This window comes from Burkholderia arboris (genome assembly GCF_902499125.1).
GTDB classification, from domain to species: Bacteria; Pseudomonadota; Gammaproteobacteria; order Burkholderiales; family Burkholderiaceae; genus Burkholderia; species Burkholderia arboris.
The window spans coordinates 1-25,830 of the sequence record NZ_CABVPX010000058.1 but is presented as its reverse complement, the minus strand read 5'-3'; the positions used below and the strand labels follow the sequence as shown (position 1 = coordinate 25,830).

Here is a 25,830-nt window from a genome sequence, read left to right as displayed (position 1 = left end):
GTCGTGAACCGGATGATGATCGCGCGCGAGCGGCGCCGCATGGCCGACCTGAAGGCGGCGTTCGCGGCGGCGTGAGCACCGCCCTCCTGCTTCAAAGATAACAAGCACTGCAGACAAGCAAGACGCGCTGCCCCAGGGGGGGCGCGCGATTCGATCCCGATTTGACAGGCGCACGACAAGGAGAATCCGCAATGAAGAAGAAACTGATCTGCCTGCTGGTGGCCGGCGCGTTGCCGGGCATCGCGCTGGCCGGTTCCACATCCGCCGAGATCAAGGCGCTGCAGGCGCAGGTCGCGGCGCTGCAGAAGCAGATGAAGGCGATGCAGGCGCAGCTCGCCGCGAAGCCGGGCGGCGCGGCAGTCGCGACGTCCGGCGCGAGCGCCGGCACGGCGGGCGGCAGCAAGGCCGTCGCGGTGGCCGCCGACCCGGGCTCGCCGGATTACGGCAAGGCGCAGGCCGCGCTGACCAACGACGAAGTCAGCGAAATGAAGCAGCAGATCGCGAACCAGCAGCTGAAGGTCGATTCGCTGACCGACGCGGCCAACACGGGCCCGCTGGCCGGCCTGTCGGTCACGGGCTACATCGATCCGACCTACATGTACAACCGTGCGGCCGGCACGTCGTCGTTCCTGTTCGCGAACCACGAGAACGCGTACAACTACTTCAACAGCACGTTCGGCGACCTCTACCTCGACATCAAGAAGACGTTCGGCGTCGGCCCGATGGCGCCGTCTGCCGAGATCACGCTGATGCCGAACCGCGGCAACGGCATCACGCTGCTGCAGAACTCGCGCGGCTCGATCACCGACAACCTGCTGAACACGGCGGTCGTCAACGTGCCGATCACCGCCGAAACGACGCTGGTCGCCGGCCTGATCCCGAGCTTCGGCGGCTACGAGGTGCAGCAGTCGAACCAGATGCTCACGCTCACGCACAACCTGCTGTACGATTTCTCCGATCCGGGCAGCTACGTCGGTGTCGGCGCGAACTACACGAAGGGCAACTGGGCGTGGAAGTTCTTCCTCGGCAACGAGCAGTACCGCACGTACGGTTCGGTCACGACGACGGGCACGAACGCGCTCGGCGATCCGATCACCACCAGCAACAAGGTGCCGACCTTCACCGCGCGCGCGGACTACACGTGGTCGAGCGCGCTTGACCTCGGCGGCTCGTTCAACATCGGCCGCCAGACGCTGTCGAGCGCGATCGATGCGAACGGCGTCGTCCACTACGGTCCGGGCGGGGCGGCACCGAGCGGCTACGGTTCGTTCTTCTTCGGCGAACTCGATGCGACCTACACGCTCGCCGATATTCAGTACAACGCGGAAGTCGACTACGGCCGGCAACAGCATGCGGCGTTCAACGGCGGGCTCGCGCAGTGGTACGGCCTGTCGCTGCTCGCGCACCGCAAGTTCAACGCGCCGGTGGTCGGCCGCATGGGCGTGACGCTGCGCTACGACCTGCTCGCCAACTCGAAGAACGGCGGCGGCGGCGGCGGCATCGCGCTGAACGGCAACGGGATGGATCCGAGCAACGGCTTCGGCGTCGACGCGGACTGCCTCGCGCAGTCGAAGGCCGGCGGCGGCCTGGGCTTCGAGTGCAAGGGGGCGGTACGCCAGGATGTGGCGCTCGACCTGTTGTTCTATCCGACCCAGCAGATCACCGTGAAGGTCGAATACCGGCACGACTGGGCGAACAACAAGGTGTTCCTGCGCAACGACGGGTCGTACGGCAAGTCCAACGACCTGCTCGCCACGCAGTTCATCTATTCGTTCTGACGCAGCACACGCGGGACGCCGTGCCGCGCGCACGGCGTCCCGCGCCGTTTTCCGGGCGGCTGCGTGCAGGTTGCAGCCTTTTCGAGGGAGTCGTTTTCATGACGCAGTCTTTCACCCGCCGCGCCGATGCGCTCGCGCGCGACTCGTACTACGAAGCAACGGTCACGCGGCCCGATGTCGACGATCCCGCGGCCGGCGCGCCGGTGCTCGAAGCGGCCATCGACGTCGACGTCTGCGTGATCGGCGCCGGCTTCGCGGGCCTGTCGACGGCGCTCGACTGCCGCGCGCGCGGGCTGTCCGTCGCCGTGATCGATGCGCACCGGCCCGGCTGGGGCGCGTCGGGCCGCAACGGCGGCCAGGCGATCACGGGCTTCGCCAAAGACGAGGTGATCGAGCAGCAGCTCGGCGCCGACGGCGCGCGGGCCGCATGGTCGCTGTCGCTCGACGGCGTCGCGCTGATCGCCGAGCGCATCGCGCACTACGGAATCGACTGCGATTTCACGCGCGGCTACCTCACGGTCGCGACGAAACCGCGCCGCATCGACGACCTGCGCGCATGGATGAATGCCGCGACGTCGCGCTGGGGCCATCCGTCGCTCGAATGGCTCGACACCGGCGCGATCCAGGCGCGCATCGCATCGACGCGCTATCTCGCCGGCGTTCACGATCCGCTGTCGGGCCACCTGCATCCGCTCAAGTACTGCCTCGGCCTCGCCGACGCGGCGCGCCGCGAAGGCGTCGCGCTGTATGCGCACACGCCCGCGCTCGACGTCGTACGCGGCGCACGGCCCGTCGTACGCACGCCGTCGGGCGAGGTGCGCTGCCGCTACGTCGTGTCGTGCTGCAACGCGGGCCCCGGCGGCGTGCTGCCGGCCGCGACCGCCGCGCGCATCGCGCCGATCGCGTCGTACATCATCGCGACCGAGCCGCTCGGCCAGGCGCGTGCCGACGCGCTGATCGCGCGGCGCGAAGCCGTGTGCGACAACAACTTCTTCCTCGACTACTTCCGGCTGTCGGCCGACCACCGGATGCTGTTCGGCGGCCGCGCGAACTCGGCCGGCGCGTCGCCCGCCACGCTCGCCGAAGCGATCCGGCAGCGCATGGTCGGCGTGTTCCCGCAACTGGGCGACGTGCGCGTCGACCACGCGTGGGGCGGGTTCGTCGACGTCACGCGCAACCGCGCGCCGGACTTCGGCGCGCTCGATCCGAACTTCTTCTACGTCCAGGGCTTCAGCGGGCACGGCGTCGCGCTCACCGGCATCGCCGGACGCGCGGTCGCCGGTGCGATCGCGGGCGACACGCGCGCGTTCGACCTGTTCGCACGCATACGTCACCGGCGCTTTCCCGGCGGCGACGCGTGGCGGCAACCCGCGCTCGAACTCGGGATGCTGTACCACCGCGTGCGCGAGCTGTTCTGAACCCTCCTTTTCCGTTCTCCCGACCATGCAGACATTCGCCAACCAGCCGCACGTCGCGTCCTACTACGCGGCGACCGCCAACGATACGACCCGCTACGCGCCGCTCGCCGGCACGATCGACGCCGACGTGTGCGTGATCGGTGCGGGCCTCACGGGCCTGTCCGCCGCGCTCAATCTCGCCGAGCGCGGCCATTCGGTGACCGTGCTCGAAGCGTCGCGGGTCGGATGGGCGGCGAGCGGCCGCAACGGCGGCCAGCTGATCGGCGGCTTCGCGTGCGACATCGACACGTTCGGGCAATTCATGCCGGAAGGCGACGTGAAGCGCATCTGGGACATGGGGCTCGAAACGCTGTCGCTCGTGAAGTCGCGCATCGCGCGGCACGACATCGACTGCGCGCTGGTGCCCGGCTACCTGACCGCCGCCAACACCGAGAGCGACGCGGATGCCTTGAAACGCTGGCGCGACGAAGCCGCGAAACGCTTCGGCTATGACCGCTTCCATTTCGTCGACGCCGACGAACTCGGCGACTACGTGCAATCGGCCCGCTATTGCGGCGGCCTGTACGACCCGGACAGCGGCCACCTGCATCCGCTCAACTACACGCTCGGCCTCGCACGCGGGGCAATCGATGCAGGCGTGCGCATCCACGAGGACAGCTGCGTGACGCGCGTGCGCGACGTATCCGGCGGCCACGTCGTCGAGACGAGCGGCGGCAACGTGCGCGCGCGCTTCGTCGTGCTCGCATGCAACACCTACGTCGGCACGCTGGCGCCCGCGCTGGCGAAGAAGATCATGCCGGTCGGCACCTACGTGATCGCGACCGAGCCGCTCGGCGAAGCGCGCGCCGCCGCGCTGATGCCGGCACGCGCGGCGATCTGCGACAGCCGCTTCGTGCTCGACTATTTTCGGCCGGCGCCCGACACGCGGCTGGTGTGGGGCGGCAAGGTCAGCTATTCGACGCGGGAGCCGCGCGACCTCGCGGCGGCGATGCGTGCGGACATGCTGAAGACATTCCCGCAGCTCGCGGACGTGAAGGTCGACTATGCATGGGGCGGCTTCGTCGACATCACGATGAACCGCGCGCCGCACTTCGGCCGCATCACGCCGACGACGTACTTCGCGCAGGGGTTTTCGGGGCACGGCGTGAACACGACCGCGCTCGCGGGCAAGCTGATCGCCGAAGCGATCAACGGACAGGCGAGCCGCTTCGACCTGTTCGACAAGATCCGGCATCGCGACTTCCCGGGTGGCGAGGCACTGCGCACGCCGGCGCTGGTGCTCGCGATGAGCTGGTACCGGATGCTCGACGCGTTCGGCGTGCATTGAGCGGCGGGCACGCCAACGGGCCGCGGCCGCGCCAGAACGCGGCCGTCCCTTCCCGCCGGTGCGCCGCTCCCGCTAGTCGGCCACCTTCTGCCGCATCGTCACGAACTCCTCGGCCGCGGTCGGATGAATGCCGATCGTGTCGTCGAACTGCGCCTTCGTCGCGCCCGCGCGAATCGCGATCGCGATGCCCTGGATGATTTCCCCCGCGTCGCGGCCGACCATGTGCGCGCCGACCACGCGCTGGCTGTCGCGCGCGACGACGAGCTTCATCATCGTGCGCTCGTCGCGCCCCGACAGCGTATGGCGCAGCGCCTTGAACGACGTGCGGTAGAGGTCGACCTCGCCGTGCGCGTGACGCGCATCGGCCTCGGTCAGGCCGACCGTCGCGACCTCGGGCTGGCTGAACACGGCCGACGGCACGGACGCGTGATCGGCCGCGACGCGCGACCCGTCGAACAGCGTGCGCGCGAGCAACCCGCCGTCGCGCGTCGCAACCGGCGTGAGCTGCGGCCGCGACGTGACGTCGCCGATCGCATGGATCGACGGCACCGACGTCGCCGAATACGCATCGACGGCAATCGCGCCGCGCGCGTCGAGCATCACGCCCGCCTGTTCGAGCCCGAGCCCGTCGACGTTCGGCACGCGGCCGGTCGCATAGAGCACCTGGTCGTACGGCCCGTGCCGCGCATCGCCGACGCGCACGCTCAGCGTGCCGTCGTCCGCGCGCTCGATCGACTCGACCACCGCACGCGCGTGGATCGCGACGCCCTGCTTCGTCATCTCGTCGGTCAGGAACTGGCGCACGTCGCCGTCGAAGCCGCGCAGGATCTGCTCGCCGCGATAGAACAGGTCGACATGGCTGCCGAAGCCGTTGAAGATGCCCGCGAACTCGACCGCGATATAACCGCCGCCAACCACCGCGATGCGCTTGGGGCACGCCGCGAGCGACAGCGCCTCGCGCGACGTGATCGCGTGCTCGATGCCGGGCCGCGACGGCAGCGACGGGCGCGAGCCGGTCGCGATCGCGATGTGGCGCGCGCGGATCGTGCGTGCGCCGATCGCGACCGTGTGCGCATCGACGAGCGTCGCGCGGCCCGCGTGCATGTCGACGCCCGATTGCCGCAGCAGGTTGATGTAGATGTCGCTGAGCCGGTTGATCTCGCGATCCTTCGCGGCGATCAGCGCGGGCCAGTCGAGCGTGCCGGCGCCGAAGGTCCAGCCGAAGCCTTTCGCATCCTCGACTTCATGCGGGTAGTGCGACGCGTAGACGAGCAGTTTCTTCGGGATGCAGCCGCGCAGGACGCAGGTGCCGCCGATCTGCTCTTCTTCCGCTATGCCGACGCGTGCGCCGTATGACGCGGACATCCGCGCGAGCCTCACGCCGCCCGAGCCGGCGCCAATGACGAACAGGTCGTAGTCGAAATCCATCGCATTCCCTCATCGCAGTTCGGATGAAGGCACGATAGCAAGATTCGGGAATTCGTGCGGCGCACGGCGCGACGCGGGCGCGCCCCAATAAAAAACGGCGAGAGACGTGGCCTCTCGCCGGTCAAACCGACTGCCGGGTGTGCCATGCGTCACCGATCGACCGCATGCCCGACCTGCCGGCTGCGCGGCACCGGTCCGCCCGGGCGCGCGAAGGGCGCACCCGCGGCCGGACCAGCCGCCATGCTCATGCCTGCGACGTGTCGCTGCCGTCCGTCGCCTGCGTATCGTCCGCCTGCTGGGGCTGCTCTTCCTTCTTCTCGAGCATGCCTTCGATGGCTTCGGCGCCCTTGAAACCGGCGACGGCCGCGGCCGCCTTGGTCAGCAGGCCCGCATCCGGATCCAGCTTTTCCGCGCCTTCGACAGCTGCGACTGCGCCAGCGATTTCACCCACGGTGTTCAGGATACCCATCGTCATCCCCTTTCAAGAAAATCGTGAGCGCATCGTCCCACGAAAGAAACCGGCGAACCGCGATTGTCATCACCGGATACACAAGTTACGCACCAGGCCGGCCGCGCTCGCCGAGCGCCACCGGAACGACGCACGCGCGCGCCTCACGGCACGCAACGGGCGATGCACGCAGCGTAGCGGAAAGCCTTCGCGCGTACTGTAAAAGTATGTTCTGGAATGCCGACGGAACGCTTACGGCGCGGGACTTTCGCAATGGAGCGATTGCCGAATAGTCGGGCGCGCGTATGAAGGTCGCGTGACGAAAAAAAAGGCACCTCGCGGCGCCTCTTCGATGCGCGCCGGGCGAATGCCGGCGCATGCGTTCCGACGTTCGTCAGAAGATATTGCGCAGACCGATCGCGATGCCCGTCTGGTTGCTGCGACCCGGCAGCTCGACGTTCGCCGCGCCGTTCGTCTTGTTGAAGTCGACGGTGCCGTAGACTTCGGTGCGCTTGCTCAGCGCGTACTCGGCGATACCGACGATCGCGTAACGGTTGCCGCTCGCGAGCGTGCCGTTGGTGGTCATCGCATTGCGCATGTGGTCGTAATAGAACGCACCCGTCAGCGTCAGCGGCGCGCTGACCTGCCAGCTCACACCCGCGAACGGACCGTCGTCGATCCGGCCCGTGCCCTTCGCGACCGGAATCGTCTGCTGCGCGAGCAGGCTGTCGACGAAGCCGGTGTCGTCCTTCGAGCGCAGGTAGCCCGCGTAGATCTTCGCCTTGCTGAACGCGTACACGACGTTCGCGTGGTAGATCGTCTGCTTGCGTGCCGAGTTGTCGCTGTTCTGCTGCGCGCCGGCCGCGATGCTCAGCGGGCCCATCACGTACGACAGCGACACGCCCCACGCATTGCCCTTGCCGAGCGAGCCCGGGATCTGGCCCGAGAAGCCGCCGGCGCCGGTCGATTCGTAGTTGGTGCCGGTCGAGTACATCGCCTTCGCGGTCAGGCCATCGAACTTGCCCGTGTACTTGATCTGGTTGTCCGCATACAGGCCGCCGCCGAGTGCGACCGGCAGCCACGCGTTTTCGAGGTAGTTGCCGACCGTCAGCGGATCGTAGGTATCCGACAGCAGGTCGAACAGCGGCGTCTTCTGGCGGCCGAGGGTCACCGTGCCGTACGGGCTCTGCAGGCCGACGTACGCTGCGCGGTTGAACAAGCGGCCGCTGTCGGCGAATGCGCCGTTCTGCAGGTTCACGCCGCTTTCGAGGTTGAACACGGCCTTCAGGCCGCCGCCGAGATCTTCCGTGCCGTAGATGCCGAAGCGGCTGTTCGTGATCGCGCCGTTGGTCATCGACAGCAGGCCGTCGTTCTTGGCGTTGGCGTTGGTGAGGTAACGAATGCTGGCGTCGGCGACGCCCCAGAGCGTGACCGAGCTTTGTGCGGCCGCGTACTGGCTGGCAAATGCGAGCGCGGCGCCCCCTGCGATGGCTGCGAGTCGGGTGGTCTGCTTCATGAGCTTTCCTTTTTGTAGGTGTCTCCATTCATGGCCGGCCGCGTGCGCAGCCGGGTGGCGATCGCTCACGTTCTTGGCGCGCGCGATGTGGCCTGAATCATATGACGAGTGCGATCGCTGAAAGAAATTGAAATGCGCGGCAACGGCGCGTTTGTCGTCCGGGAACAACGTTTCCCGCGCCAGGCCTGTCTCGCAAGGCGGCGGGACAGGCGCGACGGCGCCGGCATGCGCGCGCGGCGCTGTAAGGATCGCCGAGGGTGCGGCGCGGGAACGTGGAGCGTGGAGCGTGGCGAAACAGCCGGCGCATTCGTTGCGACCGGCTACCGCGTGCTACGTGCCGCGTACCGTCAGGCCGTTTGCGCCGCCCCGTCGCCGCCGCCCTCGCCACCGTTCCCCGCGCGGCGCCACGCGCGCCGCACGATCTCCGCGAATGCGCCGACGAGCAGCAGCACCGCGCCCCACAGCGCGATGTCCGGTACGAGCCGCGTCACGAGGCCGCCGACCACCGCGCCGGCCAGGAAGCAGAAACTGATCGTCGCGAGCAGCGCCGAGTCGTGCAGCGCACCCGCGTCGTAGCGCGGGATCAGCCCGACGAACAGCTTCTGCGCGGCGCGCCGCAGGTTGCCGGTCGTCATCACCGACGTGTACGACAGTTCCTCGAGATGGGTGAACGACAGCGTCTGCAGCGTCGCGACGAACGAGATGCCCGGAATCAGCCACGCGCTCGATGCGCCGACGAGGCCGCTCGCGGCAACGCCGAGAAACGCGATCTCGACGATCAGGCTCGCGAACGCCGTATGCCGCATCCAGCCGCGTTGCGCGGCGAGACCGAGCAGGTGCGCGACGAACACCGCGATCACGAAGCCGACGAGCGGCGGCACGTGATGCAGCGCGGCCGCCCATTCGCCGGCCGACAGGTTGATGCCGAGCAGCGCGACGTTGCCGGTCATCGTGTTCGCGAACACATGGCCGTGGCCGACGTACGTGTACGCGTCGAGGTAGCCGCCGGACAGCGTCAGCAAGGCGGCGACAGTGAGATTGCGGCTGGCGCCGTCGAGATCCATCGATCCTCCCGTGGTGCGCACCGCCGGGCCGCGTACGGCGGGCGATGCGAAATTCGGTCCTGCCGGCGGGCGCGAACACCGCCGTCGGCGCCGCGCGGCCGGGCCTCGCCGCATGCCGCGCGCCAATATAATGCTCGTCGCAAGGGTACGGGCTCGCACTGGATAGCGCAGCCGGCCTGAACGGGTCGACAGCGCGGGTTTCACCGCCGCAGGACCGGCCGAGTATACCGGGCCGACCGGACGCGACTGCGGTCTGGCCGCCCCCGCTTCTCTTCACCGAACCGTCGCATGACACTCGCGAAGTTCTTCCTGCGCTATACGGTCATCCCGTTCGCCGCGATCGTGCTGGTGGCCGTCTGGGCGTTCAACCGCGAATCGGGCGAGATCGATGCGCGCCAGTACGCGGCGCTGGTGGCCGCCTATCCGTCGTTCACGCCGAAGCTGAAGCACGAGGTGGCCGACGCGTTGCGCGACGGCCGGATCGGGAAGGCCGATTACGGCATGCTCATGCGCGATGCGCTGGAGGCGGGTTTCGTGGTCGACTGGCCGACCGTGACGGACGACGTCGGCAGCGAGCGCGGCCGGCTGCTCGGCCTCGTGAACAGCGACCTGCCGGCATCGCGGTAGCCGGCTTGCCGCAGGCCGCTCACTGCCCGATGCCGGTGAGCCCGATCAGCGCGCCGCCGGCGAGCAGCCACAGCGGATGGATGCGCGTACGCCACGCGAGCACCGCGCACGCGGCCGTGATGCCCCACTGGATGGCCGTGCGGTTCGACGCCTCGGAGATCAGCACCGCGCTTGCCGCGACGAGCCCGGCCGTGACGGGCATCATCCCCTGCTGCACATAGCGGCGCCACGGCCGGTCGCGAAAGCGCTCCCACGCATGCAGCGCGAGCACGGTGACGATCGACGACGGCCCGAACTTCGCGAGCGACGCGACCAGCAGCCCCGCCCAGCCGGCCACATGCCAGCCGACCAGCGACACGATCATCATGTTCGGCCCGGGCGCCGCCTGGGCCAGCGCGAACAGCGCGGTGAACTCGTGCGCGCTCATCCAGTGATGCACGTCGACGACCTGCCGCTGCATCTCCGGCAGGATCGTGTTGCCGCCGCCGAATGCGAGCAGCGACAGCTGGCTGAAGATCGTCGCGATGGCGATCAGCGTATCGCTCATGGCCGCCCCCCCGGCTGCGTCTCCCGCGCGGCAGCCTGCGCCGGTTGCGGCGTGCCCGGATCGCGGCGACGCGACGCGAGCCATATGCTGACGGGCGTCAGCACGAGCATCGTCGTCAGCAGGGGCATGCGCAGCACCGCGATCGCGACGAATGCGAGCGCCGCGATGCCGGCCGCGGCGCGTGCGTGCCGCAGCGGCTTCGCGACCTTCACGGCCATCGCGACGAGCAGCCCGGCGGCCGCGGCGGCGAGCCCCGCGAACAGATGCTGCACGTGCGGATCGTTCTGCGTCTTCGCGTACAGCACGCCGAGCGCGACGACGACGAGCGTCGGGCCCGCGATCAGCCCGAGAATGCCGGCGAACGCGCCGGCCACGCCGCGAAAGCGCATGCCGACCGCGACCGACAGGTTGATCACGTTGCCGCCCGGCAGGAACTGGCACAGGCCGAGCAGATCGGTGAATTCATCGGCGGAGAGCCACTTGCGTTCGTCGACGATCGTGCGCCGCGCGAACGGCAGCGCGCCGCCGAACGACATCAGGCCGAGCGACAGGAAACCGGTGAACAGCTCGGCGAGGCCGACACTGCGGGGCGCCGCGGCAGACGGCGGGGATACGGATTGCATGGTGCGCCTCACTAAACGGTGAACCGAGGTTACCGCCGTTCCGGATTGTGGCAAAACGATTTTATCGGCACGCCCTTGTGATCTAGAATCACAAGCATGGCACGCGACCTCCCGCCCTTTTCCGCGCTTCGGGCCTTTGAAGCCGCGGCACGACATGAAAGCTTCAGCGCCGCCGGCGACGAGCTGCATGTGACTCACGGTGCCATCAGCCGGCAGATTGCCGGGTTCGAGGCATGGCTCGGCAAGCCGGTGTTCCACCGCTACGGCAAGCGCGTGAAGCTCACCGACGAAGGCCGCCGCTACCTGGACACCGTGCGCGCGGCGTTCGACAGCATCGCGCATGCGACCGAGCAGTTGCGCAACACCGGCGCGGCGCGCGTGCTGCGCATCAATGCGCTGCCGACCTTCGCGATGAAATGGCTGCTGCCGCGCCTGTCGCGGTTCCAGCGCGACGTGCCGAACGTCGAGCTGAAGCTGTCCACGTCGAATGCGCCGCTCGACACGCTCAACGGTTTCGACGTCGCGATCCGCCGCGACCCCGGCCACTGGCCGAACTGCACGAGCGGCCACTTCCTCGACGAAAGCGTGATCCCGGTCTGCAGCCCCGCGCTGCTCAAGCGTGCGCCGATCGCGCGCGCGGACGATCTCGCGCGGCACGTGCTGCTGCATTCGGATACGCGGCCGGAAGGCTGGCGCGACTGGTTCGCGGCGGCGGGCGTGACGATGAAGGGCCGCAAGCGGCAGTCGTTCGACCACTTCTACCTGGCGCTGCAGGCGGCCGTCGACGGGCTGGGCGTCGCGCTCGGCCCGTTGCCGCTGATCGACGACGAACTCGCGAGCGGCCGGCTCGTGATGCCGCTCGACGGGCCGCGCATCGCGACGCGCAGCTACTGGTGGATCGCGCCGCGCGCGCCGGCCGACGATCCGCTCGTCGCGCAGTTCTGCGCGTGGCTGCAGGCGCAGTCGAATACCGGCGCGTGAGGGCGCCGGCGGGCGGCATTGCGCCGCCCGCACCCGATCAGACCACCGGGCCCGGTTCCTTTTCCTTGCGCAGGATCGCGTACAGGATGATCGCGCCGAACGTCGCGGTGCCGATCCCGCCGAGGCCGAAGCCGCCGATCTTCAGCGAGAAGTCCCCGGCCCCGAGCACGAGCGTGACGGCCGCGACGATCAGGTTGCGGTTGTCGGAGAAGTCGACCTTGTTGACGACCCAGATCCGCGCGCCCGTCACCGCGATCAGCCCGAACACGACGATCGACACGCCGCCGAGCACGGGGCCCGGGATCGTCTGGATCACCGCGCCGAACTTCGGCGAGAAGCCGAGCACGATCGCGATCACCGCGGCGACCGCGAACACGAGCGTCGAGTAGATCCGCGTGACGGCCATCACGCCGATGTTCTCCGCGTAGGTCGTCACGCCCGTGCCGCCGACGCTGCCCGACACGATCGTCGCGAGCCCGTCGCCGATGAACGCGCGGCCCACGTAGCGATCGAGGCTGGTGCCCGTCATCGCGCTGACGGCCTTGATGTGGCCGAGGTTCTCCGCGACCAGGATCACCGCGATCGGCGCCAGCATCAGCATCGCGTGCGGATCGAACACCGGCGCGCGGAAGCTCGGCACCCCGAACCAGGCCGCGTGCCCGACGATCGAGAAATCGACCGGCTTGCCGAGCCCCATCCCGTTGGTCGCGACCGCATAGATCGCGTAGGCGATCACCAGCCCGACGAGGATCAGCAGGCGCTGCACCATGCCGCGCGAGAACACCGCGACGCCGCCGACGCACAGCACCGTGACGAGCGCCATCACCGAGTCGAAGGTTGACGCCGACACACCCTTCACCGCGATCGGCGCGAGGTTCAGCCCGATCACCGCGACGACCGCGCCGGTCACCACGGGCGGCATCAGCGTCTCGATCCAGCGCGTGCCGATCGCCTGCACCAGTGCGCCGAGCGCGACGTACACGACACCGCACGCGACGATCCCGCCGAGCGCGACCGGGATGTTCGGGTTCGGGCCGCTGCCGCCGTAGCCCGTCACCGCGATCACGAGGCCGATGAACGCAAAGCTCGAGCCGAGGTAGCTCGGCACGCGGCCGCCGACCAGCACGAAGAACAGCAGCGTGCCGATGCCCGACATGAAGATGCACAGGTTCGGGTCGAAGCCCATCAGCAGCGGCGCGAGCACGGTCGAGCCGAACATCGCGACAACGTGCTGCACGCCCATCGCGACCATCTGCGGCCAAGGCAGGCGCTCGTCGGTGCCGACCACGCGCGAGGCCGCGCCGGTCGATTGGACCCGCCAGCGCGGGAAATAGGAATCGGACATGGGGAAAGGGCTCCTGTCGGTCGCCGGCTGCCAAGGGTGCGCCGGTCTGGAATCTGGCGCGAGTTTACGGAGCGGAAATGGGGCTGGCAAGCGGACTGATACGGCGGGCCGTCATGCGCGGGGCGCGGCTTGCCGTGCGGGGGAACCGGTGCGCGACCGCGCGGCCCGGCGAAGCGCCCGTCCGCGCGCGATGCACGGCTGGCGGCTGGCGCCGGCGGCGAGGTAAGCATGCGCTCACATCGCCGCCGGCGCATCGTGCATCAGGGGTTGATGTACTGGAACAGCGACAGGTTCTGCAACTGCGCGTACGCCTTCTGCGAACCCGTCAGCGCGTTCTGCATCTGCAGGAACTGGCTGATCGTCGTCACCATGTTGGTGCTCGTCAGGTCGGCCAGGTTGCTGCTGACCTGCAGCGTGACGGTCTGGTTCACGGTCTGCATCGCCTTGATCTCCTGCTCGCGGCCGCCGACCGACGCCTGAACGGTGAGGACGTTCGTCATCATGTTGTTCAGCTTCGTCGTGCCGGTGGTCATCGCGTTCGCGAGCGCGGTCGCGGCAGTCGTGTTGCTGCTGATCGGCACCTTCAGTGCGGCGATCATCGTGTCGAGCGCGCCGAACACGTCGGTGCCGGCCTGCGGCGCCGGCGTGACCGTGTACGTGTCGCCCGGGGCCGGCTTGCCCGACACGGGCACCGACAGGCCGTTGCCGAGCGCGATCCCGGCGCCGTTCGAATACGGCTGCGCGGCGGTCGTGGTCGGCGGCACGACGGTATTGTCGGTGACCGTATAGGTCGGCGCGGCGGCGGTGCCGCCGAACGCGATCGTGAACTGGTGCGCATTGGTCGCGGCCGACGGGCTCGTGATCGTCACCCCGCCGATCGTGCCCGTGCCCGTGTTGCCCGCACCCGCGAGCGGTACCGGCTGGCTGCCGAGCATCGGCACCGACAGGAACACGTTCGCGCCGTTGTCGCCCTGCGAGATCGCGCGCGTGTCGGCGATCTGCACCTGGCGCACGCCCGTGTCGCCGCTGTAGGTCACGCCGCCGCCTGGCGCGTTCGAGAACGGCGGCGTGGCCGACTGGAAGCCCGAGAACAGGTAGTTGCCCGAGCCGTCGGTCGAGTTCGCGAGCGTCAGCAGCTGGTCGCGATAGCCCTGCAGCTGCGTCGACAGCGCGGAGCGATCGCTGTCGGACAGCGAGCCGTCGCCGGCCTGGATCACGACCGTGTGAATGCTGTTCAGCAGGTTGTTGACGCTGATGAGCGTCTGGTCTTCCTTCTGCAGCGACGACAGCGCGCTGTTCTGGTTCGACGCGTACTGCGACAGCGTCGCCGACGTCATCGACAGCTGCACGGCCTGCGCCGCGCCGAGCGGGTTGTCGGCAGCCGTCGCGAGGCTCACGCCGCTCGAGATCTGCTGGTACAGCTGCGAGAGCTGCGCCTGCTGATCGTTCATCTGCGCGACGTTCATCTGGTAGAACTGCGTGGTGGAAATCCGCATGGCTTCGATCCCCGAAATCAGTTGAACAGGCCGAGCACGGTCTGGAACAGCGTCGACGCCGTCTGGATCACCTTCGCGTTCGCCTGGTAGAGCTGCTGATACTGCATCAGGTTGGCCGCTTCCTCGTTCTGGTTCACGCCCGACACCGACTGCTGCGCCTGCGTGATCTGCCCGATCAGCGAAGTCTGCGCGGCGCTCGACGACTTCAGCTGGGACGTCGTGTTGCCGATGCCGTTCACGTAGTTCGCGTACGCGCCCGTCAGCGTGGTCGTGCCGTTGCCGAACGCCGTCGAATTGACGAGCTTCGACAGCGCGAGCGCGTTGCTGCCGTCGTTCGTGCCGCCCGTGTTCGGCGCAACCTTGAACGTGTCGCCAGCCGCCGGCGTGCCCGACACCGTCACCGTGACGCCGGCCGTCAGCGTGATCGGCGAACCGGACTGGTACGGCTGCGCGGCGCTGGTCGTCGGCGGCACGACCGTGTTGTCGGTGACCGTATAGGTCGGCGCGGCGGTGGTGCCGCCCATCGTGATCGTGTAGTTGTGCGCGTTGGCCGCGGCCGCCGGGTTCGTGACCGACAGCCCGCCGATCGTGCCGTTGCCCGTGTTGGTCGTGGCGGCCGACGGCACGTAAGGCGCGGCCGCCGCGATCGCGGAGCCGTTCGACGTCGTGAGGCCGAAGCCGTTCAGCGCGCCGCGCGTCGGCTGCACGGTGAACTTGTCGCCGGCGTTCATCGCGCCGGACGAGAACGAGAAGTTCAGCCCGCCGATCGATCCCGGCATCGACGTCGACGTGCCGACCACCGTGCCGCTCGCGCGGTCGGTCAGCGTGTATTTCGCGCCGTCGTACGCGAGCGTGTAGTCGCCCGTGGTCGGCTGCGACGCGTTCGTGAACGACACGGACAGCGCCGCGTTGCCGGTATTGCCCTGGTTCGCGTAGGTGATCGGCGCGCCGGTGGTGAACAGGTTGCCGCCGGGCTTGCCCGACAGGTCGACGCCGAGTGCGTTCTGCGCGTTGACCTGCGCGGCGAAGCTGGTCGCGATCGCGCCGAGCTGCGCTTCGGCCGGGTCGAGCGTCTGGCTGCGGAACGCGAGCAGGCCGCCGAGCGTGCCGCCCGACAGCGACGCGTCGGACAGGAACTGGTTCGGCCCCTGCGGGTTTGCGCCGGCGATGCCCTGCGACACGACGGTCAGCTCGCTCGGATCGGACGGCGACGCGACGGTCGCCAGCTGGTAGCTCTTGTTCGCGACGACGAGCGGCGTGCCGCCCGACATGAACACGCTGTAGCCGTCGCTGTTGCGCACCACCTGCACGCCCGCGAGGTTCGACAGGTTCGACACCGCGAGGTCGCGCTGGTCCATCAGCTGGTTCGGCGGCTGGCCCTGGCTGCTCGCGGACGCGATCTGCTGGTTCAGCTGCGCGATCTGCGCGGTGTACGCATTGATCTGCGTGACGGTGTTCGTCAGCTGCGTGTTCACGCTCTGACGCAGCGCGTCGTACTGCTGGCCGGCCGCCGTGATCTGGTTCGCGAGCGTTTGCGCATTGCTCATCGCGGTCTGCCGCACCGACGAGTCGGACGCGCTGTTCGCGACGTTCTGCATCCCGGTGAAGAAGCTCGTGATCGCGGTCGAGATGCCGGCCGTCGGGCTGCCGATGTAGTTGTTCAGCTGCGTGACGAGCGAAAACCACGTCGACAGCGCGCCGCTCTGCGTCTGCGCGCCGTTCAACTGGTCGCTCAGGTACTGGCTGTACTGACGCTGCACGGTGACGGTGTTCACGCCCTGCGGCATGTAGCCGCTGCTCGTGTACTGGCCGCTTGCCTCGGCATAGACGGGTCGCTCGACCGAATAGCCCGGCGTCGCGGCGTTGCTGATGTTCTGGCCGGTCGTCGTGAGGCCCCAGAGCGCGGCATTCAGGCCGCTGACGCCGAGGTTCATGAGTGAATTGGACATGCGCGATCCTGATGAGCCGGCCGCACTGCGGCCGCCGGGTTGCGTGACTCCCGGTATAACGGCCGCGAATTGAAAAAATTGAGGAAAAAATGCGCGTGCGACGCACGCGCGTGCGTCGCCGGCCGAAGCGGCCGGCGGGAGGCGCCGGCGGCCGTGCGCGGGCGGCCCGTGCGGGGCCGGCCAACGCGTGCGCGTCAGGCCCGCGCGAGCGAGCGGCGCTTCATTTCGAGCTGCGTGATCAGCCGCTGCAGCGTGTTCTCCGCGCTGCCCGGCAGCGACATGTAACGGAAGCCCAGCTGGTAGCGCCGCGACCCGTTCGGCATCTGCGTCGAACGCTGCGACACGAGCTGCAGGTCGAGCGACAGCTTGCCGTGGCCGGTCAGCTCGAGCTCGACGTCCGGCAGCAGCGTGCCGACCTCGAGCGCCTCGACGCGCTCGTCGGCCGTGCGCAGCCCCACGCCGCCCAGCGACAGGTTGTGGACCTCGAACAGGAAGCTTTCGCCGTCCGGCAGCTTGCCGCGGCACAGGAACGGATCGACGATCGGCGCGTCGACGCGAAAATATTCACGGCGCTGGATGCAGACCAGCACGTCGGGGAAATCGGCGACGAACGCGGGCAGCCCCTCGTAGCGCGTCTCGCGCGGCGTGCCCGTGGTGAATTCGACCCGCACGCCCTCCGGCGCGGCCGCGAACGTGCAGTGCGACGCGCCGAGGATGCTGGCGTTCTGCTCGGACAACGCACCCCAGTCGAACGTGAAGGTCCGCGCGCCGACGTCGACCTCGAGCAGGCGCGTGACGAGCTGGCCGCCCGGATACTGGACGGTCAGGAAATCGCCGCGATTCACGAGGTTGCGCAACTGCACGCCGATTTCCAGTGGATTGCGGCGGGCATAGTCGGGCCCGGAGTGGCCTGCATCCAGGCTGGGGTCCGTCGACGTTTCGATATTCATGGCTAGCCGGTCTTTCTTGTCATGGGCGCCCGGGGCAACCGGGGCGCAGTAAAACCGGGCCAGAACGGGGGCCCGGTCGCAGGTCTCTCACACTTAGCGGCAGTGCTGACCGAAAGTTTAGATCGAATTGGCGATTTTTTTCGCGCAAACGTTGAAACCGCGCGCGGCGGGGTGCCGGGCGCGGTCCGAGAGAGCCATGAACCGGTTGCGGGCGGGCCCGTCAGCCGATCTGCTGCATGATCGAGATCAGCTTTTTCGCGTAGTTCGGGTCGGTCGCGTAACCGGCCTTCTGCATGCCGTGCGCAAACCCCTCGACGCTGCGGCTCGCGCTGAGCACGCCCGAGTAGCGCGGGTTATTCTTCAGCAGGTTCGCGTAATCGGTCATCGCGTGCTCGTACGAGTCGTACGCGCGGAATTTCGCGACCACGCGGCGCGGCGTGCCGTTCACGTATTCGGTCGTCAGCGCCGATACCGTGCGGCCCGTCCAGCCCTTGCTCGCCTTGATGCCGAACACGTTGTAGCTGGTCGAACCGTCGGTCGCGCGGATCTCGCGCTTGCCCCAGCCCGATTCGAGCGCGGCCTGGCCGACGATGAAGCGCGCCGGGATGCCGGTCGTCGCGCTGGCCGCCTGCGCGGGGCCCGCGAGCCGGTCGACGAACGCGTCGGCGTCCTGCACGCCGCTCGCGCCCTTCAGCGGCGGCGTGAGCGCGCTGCCGGCCGAGTAGCCGCGCGCGCCGGCGAGCCCGCCGTTGTTCGACGCGTTCGCATAGGCCTTCGCCATCGCGTTCATCGCGGCGAGGCTGCCTTCGTTGCCGGCCGTGCCGAGGCCGCCGGCACCCATGCCGCCCGCGCCGACGTCGGCCGCGGTGTCGCTGCCCGCGCCCACGCCCGCGTTGCGCATCAACTGCTTCATCAGCGCGTCGGCCACGCCGATCCCGTGCTTCGACATCTGCTGCGCGAGTTGCTGGTCGAGCATCGACGTGTACATCTTCGACGTGTGCGAATCGAGCAGCCCGCCGTCGGGCGTCGCGTCGCGCATGCTCTTGAGCATCATCTGCGTGAACATCGCGTCGAACTGGCCCGCGACCGCCTTCGCGCCGGCCTGCGGCGACTGCTTCGCCTGCGCGCGCAGCGCGTCGAAACCCCGCACGTCGAGCGCGAAGCGCTGCGTGAGGTCGTTCGCGTTAGGAAGGTTCGCTGCCATTTAGATGACCTCCAGGTCGGCGCGCAACGCGCCGGCCGCCTTCATCGCCTGCAGGATCGACATCAGGTCCGCGGGCGTCGCGCCGAGCGTGTTCAGCGCCTTCACGACGTCGGCGAGGTTCGCGCCGGCCGTCACCATCTTCAGCGCGCCGTTGTCCTGCTTCAGCTGGATCTGCGACTGCTGCGCCACCACCGTCTGCCCGTTCGAGAACGGCCCCGGCTGCGACACCACCGGCTGCGTGTTGACGACGACCGACAGGTTGCCGTGCGCGACCGCGCAGCTCTGCAGCGTGACCATCTGGTTCATCACGATCGAGCCGGTGCGCGCGTTCAGGATCACCTTCGCCGCGGCCTTGTCCGGGCTCACGTCGAGGTTCTGCAGCCGCGCCATGAACGCGACCTGCTGCGCCGAGTCGGCCGGCGCCGCGAGCTGGATCGTGCGGCCGTCGAGCGCCGTCGCGGTGCCCGGGCCGAAGCTCGAGTTGACTGCGGACACGATCCGCTGCGCGGTGCCGTAGTCCATGTCGTTCAGCTGCAGCTGCAGCACGCCGTTCATCTGCGCGATCGCGTTCGGCACCGAACGCTCGACGATCGCGCCGCCGACGATCCGGCCGGCCGCGAGCTGGTTCACCTGCACGCGGCTGCCGTTCGCGCTGGCGCCCGCGCCGCCGACCGCCATGTTGCCCTGCGAGAGCGCGTACACCTGCCCGTCCGCGCCCTTCAGCGGCGTGAGCAGCAGCGTGCCGCCGCGCAGGCTCTTCGCGTTGCCGAGCGACGATACCGTCACGTCGAGCGCTTCGCCCGGCCGCGCGAACGGCGGCAGCGTGGCCGTCACCATCACGGCCGCGACGTTCTTCAGCTGCATGTTGCTCAGCGACGACGGGCCGCCGTTCGCCGAGCCGTTGTTGATCGAGATGCCGAGGTTCGCGAGCATGTTCGCGAGCGTCTGCGTCGTGAACGGCGTCTGCATCGTCTGGTCGCCCGTGCCGTCGAGACCGACGACGAGGCCATAGCCGATCAGCGGGTTGTCGCGCACGCCCTGGATCTGCGCGAGGTCCTTCAGACGCTCCGCATGCGCGGGCGCCGCGCCGAGCACGCACGCGGCCGCCACGGCCGCGAACGCGACGGCGAGCCGCGCGGCGGCATGCGCGCGGGCCGACAGGCGGTGGATCGGGGTCGTCTGCATCGTCATCACCACGGCGCGATGTTGAGGAAGAAGCGCTGCAGCCAGCCCATCGTCTCGGCTTCGTTGATGTAGCCCTTCGACGAGTATTCGATCTTCGCGTCGGCGACCTGCGTCGAGTAGACCGAGTTCGCGCCCGAGATCGTGTTCGGGTTGACGACGCCCGAGAAGCGCACGAATTCGTTGCCCTGGTTGATCAGCATCTGCTTCTCGCCGCTGACCACGAGGTTGCCGTTCGGCAGCACGTTGGTGACGGTCACCGTGATCGTGCCGTTGAACGTGTTCGCCGCGCTCGCGCCGCCCGTCGCCGCGAACTTGTTGTTGCCGGTGGCCGACAGGTTCGCCTTCGCGAACAGCCCGCCGAGGAAGCCGGCCGTCGGCACGTTGAAGTCGGTGTTGCCCTGCCGGTTCGTGTTCGCGCCCGACGACTTGGTCGCGTTGATGTTCTCCGCGATCATGATCGTCAGGATGTCGCCGATGTTGCGCGGCCGCTGATCCTCGAACAGCGGCCGCCCCGCGTAGCCGGGGTTGTAGATCGAGCCGGGCGCCTGCATCGACATCGGTGTCGGCGGCTGCGCCGTCATCGGCTGCTGGATGATCGGATCGCGCGGGATCTGCGCGCAACCGGCGAGCGCCGCCACCGCGACCGCGCACGCGGCGCGGACGGTGGCTGACGGGAGGAGGCGAACCTGCTTCATGGCGACGACGGGACTTTCCGGTTAGCTCTTCATCTGCGTGACGGTCTGCAGCATCTGGTCGGACGTCGTCACGGCCTTGCTGTTGATCTCGTAGGCACGCTGCGTCTGGATCATGTTGACGAGTTCCTGCACGACGTTCACGTTCGACGCTTCGACGTAGTTCTGGTTGAGCACGCCCGCGCCGTTCAGGCCCGGCTGCGACACGTTCGGCGCGCCCGACGAGGTCGTCTCGGAGAACAGGTTCTCGCCGCGCGCCTCGAGGCCGGCCGGGTTGATGAAGGTCGCGATCTGCAGCGAGCCGATCTGTACCGCGTTGCTCGAACCCGGCTGCGTGACCGACACGACGCCGTCCTTGCCGATCGTCAGCGACTGCGCGTTCTGCGGAATGGTGATCGCCGGCAGCACCTGGTAGCCGCTCGACGTGACGAGCTGGCCCTGCGCGTTGGTCTGGAACGAGCCGTCGCGCGTGTAGGCGTTCGTGCCGTCCGGCATCAGCACCTGGAAGAAGCCCGCGCCGTTGATCGCGACGTCCTTCGAGTTGCCGGTCTGCGTGAGGCCGCCTTGCGTGTACAGGCGCTCGGTCGCGACCTGCTGCACGCCGGTGCCGAGCTGCAGGCCCGACGGCAGCTCGGTCTGCTGCGTCGAGTTCGCGCCCGGCTGGCGGATGGTCTGGTACAGCAGATCCTCGAACACCGCGCGCGACGCCTTGAAGCCGTTCGTGCTGGTGTTCGCGAGGTTGTTCGAAATCACGTCCATCTGCGCTTGCTGCGCATTCATGCCGGTGGCGGCGATGTAGAGCGAACGGTTCACTTGTAAGGTCTCCTGCGTAGGCTGGCGCGGGCGCTCAGCTGAAGTTGAGCAGCTGGTTCGCCGACTGCTCGTTCTGGTCGGCCGTCTGGATCAGCTTCGACTGAAGCTGGAACGCGCGCGCGTTGTCGATCATCGCGACCATCGCGGTCACCGGGTTGACGTTGCTGCCTTCGAGCGAATTCGGCGTGACGACCACGTTCGGGTCGGCGTCGGCCGGATTGCCGTCGGCGGTGCGGAACAACCCGTCGTTGCCGCGCGTGAGCGTGGCCGGATCGGGATTGACGAGCTTCATCTGGTCGACGATCGCGACCGCGGTCGGCGGGTCGCCCGGCATCAGCGCGGACACCGTGCCGTCCTTGCCGATCGTCACTTCCGCATTCGGCGGCACCGAGATCGGGCCGCCGTTGCCGACCACCGGCAGGTTGCTCGCGTTGACGAGCTGGCCGTTCTCGTCGACGTGCAGGTTGCCGGCGCGCGTGTATGCCTCGCTGCCGTCGGCCGCCTGCACCGACAGCCAGCCGGCGCCCTGCACCGCGACGTCGAGCGGATTGCCGGTGCGCGTGATCGGACCTGGCGCGTAATCCGCGCCAGGCGTCGACGAGAGCACGTAGGTGCGCGTCGTCGTCGGGTCGATCTTGCTGCCGTCGCCGAAATTCATCGGCACCGCGCGATACGTCGCGAGCTGCGCGCGAAAGCCCGTCGTCGAGGCGTTCGCGAGGTTGTTCGCGACGACCGCCTGCTGGTCGAGCGACTGCGACGCGCCCGTCATCGCCGTATAGATCAGTCGGTCCATGGCTGCCGGTTATCCGCGCTTACAGGTTGATGAGCGTCTGGTCGACGGTCTGCTGCGTCTTGATCGTCTGCGCGTTCGCCTGGTAGTTGCGCTGCGCGGTGATCAGGTTGACGAGCTGCGACGTGAGGTCGACGTTCGAGTTCTCGAGCGCGCTGCCCTGCAGCGTGCCGTGGTTCGTGCTGCCCGGCGCCGAGACCTGCGGCACGCCCGACGCGGCGGACTCCGCATACTGGTTGCCGCCGAGGTTCACCAGCCCGTTCGGGTTGTTGAAGTTCGCGAGCGCGATCTGGCCGAGCACGGCGGTCTGGCCGTTCGAGTAGTTGCCGGTCAGCTTGCCGTCGGTGCCGATCGTGTAGGTCGTCAGCGTGCCGCTCGCGTAGCCGTCCTGCGCGAGGTTGTTCACGCCGTCCTTGCCGCCGTACTGCGTCGTGCCGGTCAGGTCGAGCGTGAGGCTCTGCGGCGTCGCCGAGCCGTCGGTGTTCGGCACCGTGAACTGGAACTGGCCGAGCGACGTGGTCGGCGTCGGCGGCGTGCCCGTCGTCGTGCTCTGGATGCCGCCCGACGAATTGAACGTGACCGTGCCGAGATCGGTCGTCGCGCCGCCCTGGACGCCCGCGTACGCTTCCCACGTACCGGCCGCCGACTTCACGAAGTACATGTTGACGGCCTGCGAGCCGCCGAGCGAGTCGTACACCTGGATCGACGTCGAGTAGTTGTACGTCGTGTTGTCGGTCGCGCTGAACGGCGTCTTGGCCGGCACCGTGTCCTGCGAGTTCAGGTTGAACTGGCCGACGATCTTGGTCGTCGCGGTCGGCGCGATGTTGTTGGTCGGCGCCTGCAGCGGCACGGTCTGCGCGGTGTTGATCACGCCGCCCGCGTTGGCCATGTAGCCCATCAGGTTACGGCCCTGCGAGTCGACGATGTAGCCGTTCTTGTCGCGCTGGAACGTGCCGTCGCGCGAGTACGTCGTCACGCCGTTGTTCGACATCTGGTAGAAGCCGTTGCCGTTGATCGCGACGTCGAGCGACGAGTTCGACGAATTGATCGTGCCCTGGCCGAAATTCTGTTCCACCGAGTTCAGCGCCGTGCCGATGCCGATCTGCGTGTTGACCGACGTCGCGACCGAGTTCGCGTACATGTCGGCGAACTGCGCGGTGCTCGACTTGAAGCCGACCGTGTTCGCGTTCGCGATGTTGTTGCCGATCACGTCGAGCGCGTTCGAGGCGCCGGCGAGGCCGCTCAGACCCTGTTGATAACCCATTTCGGTCTCCGTTTCGAGAAAGCTCGATCAGTTGGTGGTGGTGTCGCCGGACGAGGACGAAGATGCCGTGGACGACTTGATGTTCGGGAAGATCGACGCGACCTGGGTGAGGCCCACCGTCGTGCCGTTCGACAGCACGAGCCCCGCCGTGCCGTCCGCCTGCTTGACCACGCTCTGCACCTGTGCGGCCGCGAGCGTCGTGGCCACCTGCGGCGTGCCCTTGCTGTCGGTGTAGGTCGCGCTGACCGTGTACTTGCCGTCCGGCAGCGCATTGCCGGCCGTATCGGTCGGCGTCCAGTTGAACGGCACGGTGCCGGCCGACTGCGCGCCCGCGTTGATCGTGTTCACGACGGTGCCCGCCGAGTTCTTCACGGTGATCGTCAGGTTCGACACCGAGCTCGCGAGCGACACGCCGAACGGCGACGCCGCGCCGCTCTTCACCGCGACCGAATTGCCCGGCGCGAGCACGTTCGTGCCGATCAGCAGCGCAGCCTGCGTCTGCTGGCCGGCTGCGAGCTGCGTCGACAGCGACGTGAGCGACGTGTTCAGCTGCGCGATGCCGCTCACCGTGTTGATCTGCGCGAGCTGCGACGTCATCTGCGAGCTGTCGACCGGGCTGGTCGGATCCTGGTTCTGCAGCTGCGTGACGAGCAGCTTCAGGAACGTCGCCTGCAGGTCGCTCGCCGACGTGCCGTTGGTCGACGACACGTTGTTGGTGTTCATCGTGTCGGTCGGCAGGTTCGACACGTTGGTGCCGTTGCCGCCGATCGTCGTGTTGGAGGAAGTCATCCTGGGTGGCCTTCTGTCGGAACTGTCGAGTCTGTAAGGTCGGTCGGCGTGCGGCTTACGAGCCGATCGTCAGCGTCTTGAGCATCAGCGTCTTCGCGGTGTTCAGCGTCTCGACGTTGGCCTGGTACGAGCGCGACGCCGAGATCATGTTCACCATTTCCTGCACCGGATCGACGTTCGGCATCTGCACGTAGCCGTTCGCGTCGGCGGCCGGGTTCGCCGGGTCGTAGGTCGACTTCATCGGCGACGGGTCGTCCATCACCTTCGTCACGCGCACGCCGCCCACGCCCTGGCCGGACGCGGTGCGCGCGCCGCCGATCGGGTCGGTCGCGAACACGACCTGCTTGGCCTTGTACGGCTTGCCGTCGGGGCCGGTGGCGCTGTCGGCGTTCGCGAGGTTCGACGCGGTGACGTTCAGACGCTGCGATTGCGCGGACAACGCCGAACCGGCGACGCCGAAGATGTTCATCAACGAAGGCATGGTGGCTCCTGGTGCTTGTGCTCGGGTTCGGTGGCGCTTACGAGTTCGTCGAGATCGCGGCGATCATCGCCTTGATCTGCTGGGTCATCACGGTCATCCCGGTTTCGTAGTGCAGCGCGTTGTTCGCGAACTGCACGCGCTCGACGTCGAGATCGACCGTGTTGCCGTCGAGCGACGGCTGCAGCGGCATCCGGTACTGCGCGCGGCCGTAGTCGTCCGACGGGCCGCCCGTCGGGATCAGCTTCGCGGTGCCGGCCATGTGGCCCGCCGCCGTCGACACCATCGACATGCCGCTCGTCACGCCGGCCGGCTGCGCCATCGGCAGTTGCCCGGCGTTGCTCGGCGCCAGGCCGCCGCCCGTCTGCTTCAGCGAGCGCGCGAGCGTCGACGCGAAATCGACGTCGCGGGCCTGGTAGCCGGGCGTGTCGGCGTTCGCGATGTTCGACGACAGCAGTTCCTGCCGGTAGGCGCGCACGTCGAGCGCCTGGCGGCCGAACGCGAATTCCGCATCGAGTTTGTCCAGCATGTGTGCGTCTCTCCGTATGAAGCGCTGCACGCCCCTCGCGCCGGATGGCGACCCAAGAGGCTTTTTTCCATGACAGCGATGGTAGGCGCGGGACGCAACCGGCAATCGGGCGAATAACGCGGCAAAGGCCCCCTCTATTCATCGTTTGCGCGACGGCCCGGCTCCCTAGAATGCAAAGCGGATCAACGGATCGAGGACACGGCGATGACTGGCAGCGCACTTCGCGACAGGAACGGGCGGCGCGCGCACGTCCGGCGTGCGGTTGCGCTCGCCGCGGCGCTGTGGATCGCCGCCCCTGCGGTACAGGCGGACGACGGGATGATCGTGATTCCCGGACGCGGCGAGACGGCCGAAACCGCGCTCGCGCACGCCAATGCGGCGAATGGCGGACCGTTCGGCGGGAATGCGGGCGTGGCTTCGGGAGCGGGCATCGCGCCGGAAGCGGGTCGCGCGGCGTCGGGCGCAGGTGCCGCGGCCGGCGCGGCCGCCGCCGGTTACGCGGCGCAACCGGCCGGCGCGATGGTCGTGACGACCGTCCCGCCGCCGGCGCCAGCCCCCGCGTACGCAGCCGCCCGCGCGAACGCCGGCT

General features: G+C 68.5%; 23 protein-coding genes and 3 pseudogenes. 6 read left to right on the top strand and 20 right to left on the bottom strand.

The window, feature by feature from the left end:
* Positions 1-191 precede the first annotated feature (191 nt).
* The 3 genes from BLA15945_RS36955 (at position 192) to BLA15945_RS36945 (ending at position 4,523) form a co-directional block, all read left to right on the top strand.
* The gene (locus tag BLA15945_RS36955; protein ID WP_059232998.1) at positions 192-1,778 is read left to right on the top strand and encodes a DUF3138 family protein; all 1,587 of its coding nucleotides are present in this window, start codon (positions 192-194) and stop codon (positions 1,776-1,778) included.
* 98 nt (positions 1,779-1,876) lie between these two features.
* A complete protein-coding gene (locus BLA15945_RS36950) occupies positions 1,877-3,196 on the top strand; it encodes an NAD(P)/FAD-dependent oxidoreductase (RefSeq protein WP_174994700.1) in 1,320 nt (439 codons plus the stop codon).
* A 25-nt stretch (positions 3,197-3,221) separates the two neighbouring features.
* Positions 3,222-4,523: an NAD(P)/FAD-dependent oxidoreductase gene (locus BLA15945_RS36945; RefSeq protein ID WP_174994699.1), complete on the top strand. Its 1,302-nt coding sequence runs from the start codon at positions 3,222-3,224 to the stop codon at positions 4,521-4,523.
* Between the two features lie 72 nt (positions 4,524-4,595).
* Here the strand turns inward: BLA15945_RS36945 and gor are convergent, their stop codons facing one another.
* The 4 genes from gor to BLA15945_RS36925 form a co-directional block, all read right to left on the bottom strand.
* Complete coding sequence (gene gor, locus BLA15945_RS36940) at positions 4,596-5,951, bottom strand: glutathione-disulfide reductase (protein ID WP_174994698.1); 1,356 nt, start codon at positions 5,949-5,951, stop codon at positions 4,596-4,598.
* Between the two features lie 244 nt (positions 5,952-6,195).
* Positions 6,196-6,420 carry a hypothetical protein gene (locus BLA15945_RS36935; protein ID WP_043185162.1) on the bottom strand — a complete coding sequence of 75 codons (225 nt, stop codon included), beginning with the start codon at positions 6,418-6,420 and terminating at the stop codon, positions 6,196-6,198.
* A gap of 373 nt (positions 6,421-6,793) precedes the next feature.
* Complete coding sequence (locus BLA15945_RS36930) at positions 6,794-7,915, bottom strand: porin (protein ID WP_034190325.1); 1,122 nt, start codon at positions 7,913-7,915, stop codon at positions 6,794-6,796.
* Between the two features lie 347 nt (positions 7,916-8,262).
* Positions 8,263-8,979, bottom strand: a complete 717-nt coding sequence (locus BLA15945_RS36925) for a YoaK family protein (protein WP_059232994.1) — start codon at positions 8,977-8,979, stop codon at positions 8,263-8,265.
* A 288-nt stretch (positions 8,980-9,267) separates the two neighbouring features.
* Here BLA15945_RS36925 and BLA15945_RS36920 point away from each other — a divergent pair, with 288 nt between their 5' ends.
* Positions 9,268-9,606: a hypothetical protein gene (locus tag BLA15945_RS36920; protein WP_059232993.1), complete on the top strand. Its 339-nt coding sequence runs from the start codon at positions 9,268-9,270 to the stop codon at positions 9,604-9,606.
* 19 nt (positions 9,607-9,625) lie between these two features.
* On the opposite strand, the gene BLA15945_RS36915 is transcribed toward BLA15945_RS36920, so the two are convergent.
* Positions 9,626-10,153, bottom strand: a complete 528-nt coding sequence (locus BLA15945_RS36915; protein ID WP_006477572.1) for a chromate transporter — start codon at positions 10,151-10,153, stop codon at positions 9,626-9,628.
* Positions 10,150-10,776, bottom strand: coding sequence for a chromate transporter (locus BLA15945_RS36910; RefSeq protein WP_174994697.1), 627 nt, complete (start codon positions 10,774-10,776; stop codon positions 10,150-10,152). Before BLA15945_RS36910 ends, BLA15945_RS36915 begins: the two co-directional genes overlap by 4 nt.
* A gap of 96 nt (positions 10,777-10,872) precedes the next feature.
* Between BLA15945_RS36910 and BLA15945_RS36905 the strand changes: the two genes are divergently transcribed.
* A complete protein-coding gene (locus BLA15945_RS36905) occupies positions 10,873-11,757 on the top strand; it encodes a transcriptional regulator GcvA (protein ID WP_174994696.1) in 885 nt (294 codons plus the stop codon).
* 37 nt (positions 11,758-11,794) lie between these two features.
* Here the strand turns inward: BLA15945_RS36905 and BLA15945_RS36900 are convergent, their stop codons facing one another.
* The 14 genes and pseudogenes from BLA15945_RS36900 to flgB all read right to left on the bottom strand — a co-directional run bounded on the left by BLA15945_RS36900 (position 11,795) and on the right by flgB (position 25,241).
* A complete protein-coding gene (locus BLA15945_RS36900; protein WP_059232990.1) occupies positions 11,795-13,102 on the bottom strand; it encodes a solute carrier family 23 protein in 1,308 nt (435 codons plus the stop codon).
* A gap of 260 nt (positions 13,103-13,362) precedes the next feature.
* Positions 13,363-14,598: a flagellar hook-associated protein FlgL gene (gene flgL, locus BLA15945_RS36895; protein ID WP_059232989.1), complete on the bottom strand. Its 1,236-nt coding sequence runs from the start codon at positions 14,596-14,598 to the stop codon at positions 13,363-13,365.
* Between the two features lie 17 nt (positions 14,599-14,615).
* Positions 14,616-15,008, bottom strand: a pseudogene (locus BLA15945_RS38095) (flagellar basal body rod C-terminal domain-containing protein); the annotation flags it as partial.
* A 174-nt stretch (positions 15,009-15,182) separates the two neighbouring features.
* Positions 15,183-16,547: pseudogene (gene flgK, locus BLA15945_RS36890) on the bottom strand (flagellar hook-associated protein FlgK); the annotation flags it as partial.
* Positions 16,548-16,741: 194 nt separating this feature from the next.
* The gene (locus tag BLA15945_RS36885) at positions 16,742-17,497 is read right to left on the bottom strand and encodes a flagellar brake protein (protein WP_059232987.1); all 756 of its coding nucleotides are present in this window, start codon (positions 17,495-17,497) and stop codon (positions 16,742-16,744) included.
* Between the two features lie 220 nt (positions 17,498-17,717).
* Positions 17,718-18,701: a flagellar assembly peptidoglycan hydrolase FlgJ gene (flgJ, locus tag BLA15945_RS36880; protein ID WP_174994694.1), complete on the bottom strand. Its 984-nt coding sequence runs from the start codon at positions 18,699-18,701 to the stop codon at positions 17,718-17,720.
* Entirely contained in the window at positions 18,702-19,886 is a 1,185-nt protein-coding gene (locus tag BLA15945_RS36875) for a flagellar basal body P-ring protein FlgI (protein WP_233464381.1), read from the bottom strand.
* A 5-nt stretch (positions 19,887-19,891) separates the two neighbouring features.
* Positions 19,892-20,581 carry a flagellar basal body L-ring protein FlgH gene (flgH, locus tag BLA15945_RS36870; protein ID WP_059232985.1) on the bottom strand — a complete coding sequence of 230 codons (690 nt, stop codon included), beginning with the start codon at positions 20,579-20,581 and terminating at the stop codon, positions 19,892-19,894.
* Positions 20,582-20,602: 21 nt separating this feature from the next.
* The gene (gene flgG, locus BLA15945_RS36865) at positions 20,603-21,391 is read right to left on the bottom strand and encodes a flagellar basal-body rod protein FlgG (protein WP_059232984.1); all 789 of its coding nucleotides are present in this window, start codon (positions 21,389-21,391) and stop codon (positions 20,603-20,605) included.
* A gap of 34 nt (positions 21,392-21,425) precedes the next feature.
* Positions 21,426-22,184, bottom strand: a complete 759-nt coding sequence (gene flgF / locus BLA15945_RS36860) for a flagellar basal-body rod protein FlgF (RefSeq protein ID WP_059232983.1) — start codon at positions 22,182-22,184, stop codon at positions 21,426-21,428.
* A 19-nt stretch (positions 22,185-22,203) separates the two neighbouring features.
* Positions 22,204-23,445 carry a flagellar hook protein FlgE gene (gene flgE, locus BLA15945_RS36855; protein WP_059232982.1) on the bottom strand — a complete coding sequence of 414 codons (1,242 nt, stop codon included), beginning with the start codon at positions 23,443-23,445 and terminating at the stop codon, positions 22,204-22,206.
* Between the two features lie 27 nt (positions 23,446-23,472).
* A complete protein-coding gene (locus BLA15945_RS36850; protein WP_059232981.1) occupies positions 23,473-24,234 on the bottom strand; it encodes a flagellar hook assembly protein FlgD in 762 nt (253 codons plus the stop codon).
* A 55-nt stretch (positions 24,235-24,289) separates the two neighbouring features.
* The gene (gene flgC, locus BLA15945_RS36845; protein ID WP_034190310.1) at positions 24,290-24,715 is read right to left on the bottom strand and encodes a flagellar basal body rod protein FlgC; all 426 of its coding nucleotides are present in this window, start codon (positions 24,713-24,715) and stop codon (positions 24,290-24,292) included.
* Positions 24,716-24,752: 37 nt separating this feature from the next.
* A complete protein-coding gene (gene flgB / locus BLA15945_RS36840) occupies positions 24,753-25,241 on the bottom strand; it encodes a flagellar basal body rod protein FlgB (protein ID WP_059232980.1) in 489 nt (162 codons plus the stop codon).
* 204 nt (positions 25,242-25,445) lie between these two features.
* Between flgB and BLA15945_RS36835 the strand changes: the two are divergent.
* Positions 25,446-25,830: pseudogene (locus BLA15945_RS36835) on the top strand (flagellar basal body P-ring formation chaperone FlgA); the annotation flags it as partial.